This is a genomic window from Streptococcus lactarius (assembly GCF_016642265.1).
Taxonomy (GTDB): Bacteria; Bacillota; Bacilli; order Lactobacillales; family Streptococcaceae; genus Streptococcus; species Streptococcus lactarius.
Map to the genome: position 1 here is coordinate 160,482 of NZ_MRXX01000006.1, position 6,559 is coordinate 167,040.

Annotated in this window: 5 protein-coding genes; 2 read left to right on the plus strand and 3 right to left on the minus strand. The window is 39.0% G+C overall.

Annotated features, from left to right (window positions below; genetic code table 11):
* Positions 1-54: 54 nt before the first annotated feature.
* The 3 genes from BTU61_RS05350 to BTU61_RS05360 all read right to left on the minus strand — a co-directional run bounded on the left by BTU61_RS05350 (position 55) and on the right by BTU61_RS05360 (position 2,191).
* Entirely contained in the window at positions 55-678 is a 624-nt protein-coding gene (locus tag BTU61_RS05350; RefSeq protein WP_200772652.1) for a histidine phosphatase family protein, read from the minus strand.
* 23 nt (positions 679-701) lie between these two features.
* On the minus strand, positions 702-1,175 hold the full coding sequence (locus BTU61_RS05355; protein ID WP_200772653.1) for an aminoacyl-tRNA deacylase: 474 nt from the start codon (positions 1,173-1,175) through the stop codon (positions 702-704).
* A gap of 152 nt (positions 1,176-1,327) precedes the next feature.
* Positions 1,328-2,191 (minus strand): GH25 family lysozyme, encoded by an 864-nt coding sequence (locus BTU61_RS05360; protein WP_200772654.1) that lies wholly within the window; start codon positions 2,189-2,191, stop codon positions 1,328-1,330.
* Between the two features lie 246 nt (positions 2,192-2,437).
* On the opposite strand from BTU61_RS05360, the gene ftsW reads away from it, so the two are divergent.
* On the plus strand, positions 2,438-3,679 hold the full coding sequence (ftsW, locus tag BTU61_RS05365; RefSeq protein ID WP_200772655.1) for a cell division peptidoglycan polymerase FtsW: 1,242 nt from the start codon (positions 2,438-2,440) through the stop codon (positions 3,677-3,679).
* 38 nt (positions 3,680-3,717) lie between these two features.
* On the plus strand, positions 3,718-6,543 hold the full coding sequence (gene ppc / locus BTU61_RS05370; protein ID WP_200772656.1) for a phosphoenolpyruvate carboxylase: 2,826 nt from the start codon (positions 3,718-3,720) through the stop codon (positions 6,541-6,543).
* Positions 6,544-6,559: the final 16 nt, after the last annotated feature.

Below are 6,559 nucleotides of genomic sequence, written 5' to 3' on the forward strand. Positions count from 1 at the left end.
TGCTCGACAATCCAAAAACAATTGAGAGGCTAGGACTTTTGTCCCAGCCTCTTTTTAGTCTTCCATATAAGACGTGTCATTCCATGTATCTAAGTGAAATTGTTCAAAATCTTCTGTTGTCAAAATGGTGACACTGGCATTGTCCAGACCACCATTTTTTCGGAGTTCTCCAGTATCATACCCAAGAAGGGTACGAATAGAAGCTGTCAAATTAGCCCCGTGTCCAACGATGAGCACGGTATCGAGCTCTTTTCCTTTCAAACCTTTCACAAAATCGCAGGTCCGTTTGGTTGTTTCACAGACAGATTCTGCATCAAAAATTTCATTGTCAAAGCGTGCCAAGTTATGGCGAAAGGCCTGCATTTGTTGGGGATAGATAGATGTGATTGTAGCAATCTTAGCCCCTTCTAATTTTCCTAAATTCCACTCCCGTAGAGTAGGAGTTGCTTGCAGTTTGAGTGGGTGTTCCAACTGATGAAGGATGATCTGGGCAGTATGGACCGCCCGAGGAAGATCACTCGCATAAGCTGCATCAAAAGGAACAGTTGCCAAGTGCTTACCTAATTTTTCGAGTTGCTCAACCGATGCAGGTAGGAGCGGGGAATCCCCATTTGCTCCCTGCAACCGTCCTTCTTCATTCCATTCTGTTCGTCCGTGCCGGATAAAATATAGTTTCACTTTCTTTTCTCCTTGTTCTGTTCTTATTCTAAGATATCTGCAAATGTTGCCTTCACAAAGTCTGCCAGTAGTTGTGGCTTGATTCGGATACTATGACCAATTTCACCAGCAGAGACGATCATAGACTCTAATTGGAGGGCAGATTCATCGATAAAGATGGGAAAAGCATGCTTTTGATGAATGCCCACCGGATTATTAGCCCCATGAATATAACCAGTTGTTTTTTCTAGATCTTTTTGCGGAATCATGGCAACTTTTTTATTTCCAGATATCTTCGCCAATTTCTTCTCTGATAGATGCTCAGTAATAGGAAGGATTCCAATCACAGGCCCAGTTTTATCTCCTTTAAGTGCTAAGGTTTTGAAAATGGTCGACCGATCGATGCCTTCGGGTAAGACACCTTCTAGCGCGTTGATCTGTAAGCCTTGATGTTCAACCTTTGCCTTGGTTAAGATTTGCTCAACCAATGTTTTTTTAACTTTATCCTTCTTGGCCATTGTTTCCCCTTTTCTATTTCTTATCATTCAGCATTAGGTTTCATTCAATCATTATATCATAGATACGAATGAAATTAACGAATGGTATTGGAATAAAAAACAGCAGTAGAAGTGAAGTCACTTGAACTGCTGTTTGATAGCTATGAGGAAGATTAATCTTTTTCTACTTTAAAAAGTTTCTGATAAATAGCTTCCTGGTTTTGTGTCGGAGCAATTTGGTTGAGATCCAAGTAGTGAGAGAACCCATTTAATTGCCCTTGGGAAGTGTATTGATGCAAATCATATTCCGTTGCAGTATCTGGTGCGGCGTTATAAAAACCATCATCAAATCCATAAGTCGGAATCCAGAGTGCGGTAAATTTATCAGTAGAGATACTATGTTCTTCCATGAAGTAAGTTCCGATATACAGTCCAATATTTTTAGCGCCTAGGGATTGTAATTTTGCCCGAAAGGCTTCCACTCCTGCATTCATATCCTTCATTGTTTTTTCCTCAACGTCTAGCCAATAGTAGGTTGGCTTGTAGGGAGAAGCAGCTTTATAAAATTCTTCTGCTTCCTTTTCCATCTCTTTTTTGTCCTTGGCAGCGACATAAGCATAGACTGCTACAGGGATATTACGCTTTTGGAATTCTTTGATATGGGTTTGATAAGACTTATCCAGACCATTTAGATAGGTTGCGGCTTTTTCTTTTTTGGCTTGGGCCCCACTGTGTACACGAACGATGACGCCCCCAACATTTTGAGAAAGGGTATCATAATCGATTTCGCTAGGCAATTGCCAACCTGAAATATCAATGATCGGTCGCCCAACTAGTTCTGGATTGATGCTCTCCTCTTTTTTAGAAGAAGAACTTGAAGTAGTGGTTTTTGAATGTGAATTGGATGTTGGAATCGTTTTGATTGTTTGTTGTTTTTCTCTTGCTTGAATATCGGCAATTGTTCGTGACAGAACTAAAAAAGAAATGATACCAATAAAAAAAACTAAGAGAACAACGGGTTTTATCCTTTTTCTCATACAGAATCATTTTACCCTAAAACTAACGAAAAGGCAAAACTTAATACTCAAATGGGCACTTTTTCAGCATATTTTTTTAAAATAGGAATCTTTTTACCAAAAATGAATCAAAAAAACTGAAAATAAGAAGGATTAAGCCAATTTTTTGCCAATAGAGAGAAGGAACCGAATCTTTTCAAACCTTTCCTTGGTTTTGACTTGTAAAAATGATATAATGAAGTATGAAAATTAGGAATATGGTAAATTATGAAAATTGAAAAAAGACGTCTATTAAATTATTCCATTCTCATTCCCTATTTGATTTTATCCATTATCGGGTTGATTGTGGTTTATTCGACAACAAGTGCCTTGGCGATTCAAAGTGGCGGAAGTTCTATTCGGATGGTGTTGACACAAGGGGCATTCTTTGTCTTCAGTCTCTTTACGATCGCCTTAATTTATAAATTCAGTTTAAACTTTCTTCGAAATAAAAAAGTATTGGCTTTAGTGATTTTTGTAGAAGTAATTTTATTGCTTCTTTCAAGATTTGTAACAGCTACTGTCAATGGAGCTCATGGCTGGTTAACCATACCAGGAGGCTTTAGTATTCAACCGGCGGAATACCTCAAGGTTATTTTAGTCTGGTACTTGGCTTTGACCTTCTCCAAACGGCAAGAAGAAATTCAAGATTATGATTACCAAGCTCTTACTCATAACGAGTGGATCCCTAGGAATTTAACAGATTGGCGCTGGTTGACCCTGATCCTTATTGGGATTGTTGCGATTATGCCGGACTTAGGGAATGCGACGATTTTAGCCTTAACTGTCCTCATGATGATTACAGTTAGTGGAATTGGTTATCGATGGTTTACTTCTTTGCTCGGATTGGTTGTTAGTGGTTCAACGATTGTCCTTGGAACTATCTGGATAGTCGGTGTAGATCGCGTGGCAAAGGTTCCTCTTTTTGGGTATGTAGCAAAACGCTTTAGTGCCTTTTTTAATCCATTTAAGGATTTGTCGGGTGCAGGACACCAATTGGCCAATTCCTATTATGCCATGAGTAATGGTGGTTGGTTTGGCCTTGGATTAGGAAATTCTATTGAAAAGCAAGGCTACTTACCAGAGGCTCACACAGACTTTGTGTTTTCGATCGTCATTGAAGAATTGGGATTTGTAGGAGCTAGCTTGATCCTTGCTCTCCTATTCTTCTTGATCTTACGGATCATCTTGGTTGGCATTCGAGCGAAGAATCCCTTCAATTCAATGATGGCCATAGGTATTGGTGGGATGTTGTTGGTGCAAACCTTCGTAAATATCGGTGGTATCTCAGGTCTGATTCCTTCTACTGGAGTGACCTTTCCCTTCTTATCACAAGGTGGAAATAGCTTATGGGTTATTTCTGTTGCTATTGCTTTCGTTCTAAATATTGATGCAAGTGAAAAACGGGCACAAATGGAAAAAGACGGAATGGTGTTTGAAGAAAAAGGGAAAATAACCTCCTATTACTAATACAGGATGTTTTAGCTGACTTTTTAAAAGGAGAGAAAATGGTCTTACAAAAATTAGAAAACTTCACTCATAAAGAAATTATCAAAGAAGAAGCAGAAATCTTAACAGATTTATTGGATGATATTACAAAGAATTTGGTCCGTCCTGAAACGTTTGACAAGATTTCTCAGTTGAAAGATTTATCAAAAACAAAAAATTATCGTGAATTAAACCAAATAGTAGAAAGATTATCAAATGAAGAGATGACGGTCATCTCGCGTTATTTTGCGATTTTACCCCTCTTGATCAATATTTCAGAAGACGTTGATTTAGCCTTTGAGATTAATCACCTCAACAATGTTGACGGAGAATACCTAGGGAAGCTATCATCTACAATTCAAGAAGTAGCTAAACACGAAGATGCCCAAGAAATTTTGGAGCATCTTAATATTGTGCCTGTTTTAACAGCTCACCCAACTCAAGTCCAAAGAAAAACCATGTTGGATTTGACCAACCATATTCATGCCTTGCTTCGCCAACATCGCGATGTCAAAGCAGGTATGATGAATGAGCAGAAGTGGTATAGTAACCTTCGTCGCAATATTGAAATCATGATGCAAACCGATATGATTCGGGATAAAAAGCTAAAGGTTACCAATGAAATTACGAATGTGATGGAATATTACAATAGTTCCTTCTTGCAAGCTGTTCCAAACTTGATGTTGGAATACAAACGCTTGGCAAAAGAGCATGGTCTTAAGTTGGAACATCCACGCCCTATCACCATGGGAATGTGGATTGGAGGTGACCGAGACGGGAATCCTTTTGTAACAGCAGATACCTTAAAACGGTCAGCCACTATTCAAAGTGAAGTAATCTTAAATTATTACATCGATAAAATTTCAAAACTCTATCGTCATTTCTCACTTTCAACAAGCCTCTCTAAGACGAGTGAGGCAGTAGCTGAAATGGCGGCTCTATCTAGTGATACATCTGTCTTTCGTGAAAAAGAACCCTATCGTCGCGCTTTCCATTATATCCAATCCAAACTCATTCAAACTTTGGTCAACTTAAAAGAATGGACTATGGTTGGGGAGACGAGAGAAGATCGTTATGCCGTAGAGAGACTTTTGGGGGCAAGTGCTCATCAACAAGGTCCAGTTTCTGATTATATTGGCAATCGTATTTCAGGTGCCTTAAAAGAAATTAATGCTAAAGAAGCTCCAGCCTATGCATCAGCCAAAGAATTTAAAGATGACCTTGAAAAAATTAAAGAATCCTTGTTGGAGAATAAGTCAGAATATTTGATTTCTGGGGAGTTTGCTGAACTCTTAGAAGCGATCGATGTCTTTGGATTCTATTTAGCATCTATTGATATGCGCCAAGATTCGAGTGTTCATGAAGCTTGTGTCGCTGAATTGCTGAAATCTTCAGGCATCAATGACCATTATTCAGACTTGACCGAGGAAGAAAAATGCCAAGTTCTGTTGAAAGAACTCTTAGAAGATCCACGTATTTTGTCAGCAACCCATGTTGAAAAATCGGAACTACTTGAAAAAGAATTAGCAATTTTCCAAACAGCGCGTGAATTGAAAGACCGCTTGGGTGAAGAAGTCATCCGCCAAAATATTATCTCGCACGCAACAAGTGTATCGGATATGCTGGAATTGGCTGTTATGTTAAAAGAAGTGGGCTTGATTGATACTGAAAAAGCGCGCGTGCAAATTGTACCTTTGTTTGAAACAATCGAAGACTTGGATCACTCTGAGGAAACGATGCGGAGCTATTTATCACTTCCAATTGCAAAACGTTGGATTGCATCGAAAAACAATTACCAAGAAATTATGTTAGGTTACTCAGATTCTAACAAAGATGGTGGTTATTTGTCTTCTTGCTGGACCCTCTTTAAAGCCCAACAACAATTGACTGCAATCGGTGATGAATTTGGGGTGAAGATCACCTTCTTCCATGGTCGTGGTGGAACGGTTGGCCGTGGTGGAGGTCCTACTTATGAAGCCATTACCTCTCAACCCTTGAAATCGATTAATGACCGCATTCGTCTAACGGAGCAAGGAGAAGTGATAGGCAATAAATATGGAAACAAAGATGCAGCCTACTACAACTTAGAGATGCTGGTGTCTGCAACCATCAACCGAATGATTTCTGAACAAAAGAGTCCATTTTCAATGTTTGATCGGTTCGGAGAAGTGATGGATAAAGTTGTTGATCGTAGCTACAACATCTATCGAGAACTTGTATTTGGAAATGAACATTTCTATGATTATTTCTTTGAATCAAGTCCGATTAAAGCAATCTCTAGCTTTAACATTGGCTCCCGTCCAGCGGCTCGTAAAACCATTACAGAAATCGGTGGTTTGCGCGCCATTCCATGGGTCTTCTCTTGGTCACAAAGTCGGGTGATGTTCCCGGGTTGGTATGGTGTAGGTTCTAGCTTTAAGGAATTCATCGATGAAGATCCCGAAAATATTGAAACCCTTCGCTATATGTATAAGACTTGGCCTTTTTTCCAATCTTTGCTGTCAAATGTAGATATGGTCTTGTCAAAAGCCAACATGGACATTGCATTTGAATATGCTAAATTGTGTGAAGAAGAAGAGGTAAGAAACATCTATCAAATCATTTTAGATGAGTGGCAATTAACCAAGGAAGTCATTTTAATGATTGAAGAGCATGACGAGTTACTAGCAGAAAATCCTTATTTAAAAGAAAGTTTGGATTATCGGATGCCATATTTCAATGTGTTGAACTATATCCAGTTAGAATTGATTCGACGTCAACGGACGGGTCAATTGTCAACGGATCAAGACAAATTAATCCATATTACCATTAATGGGGTGGCTACAGGACTTAGAAACTCAGGTTAAGAAAGAGAGTGGGACA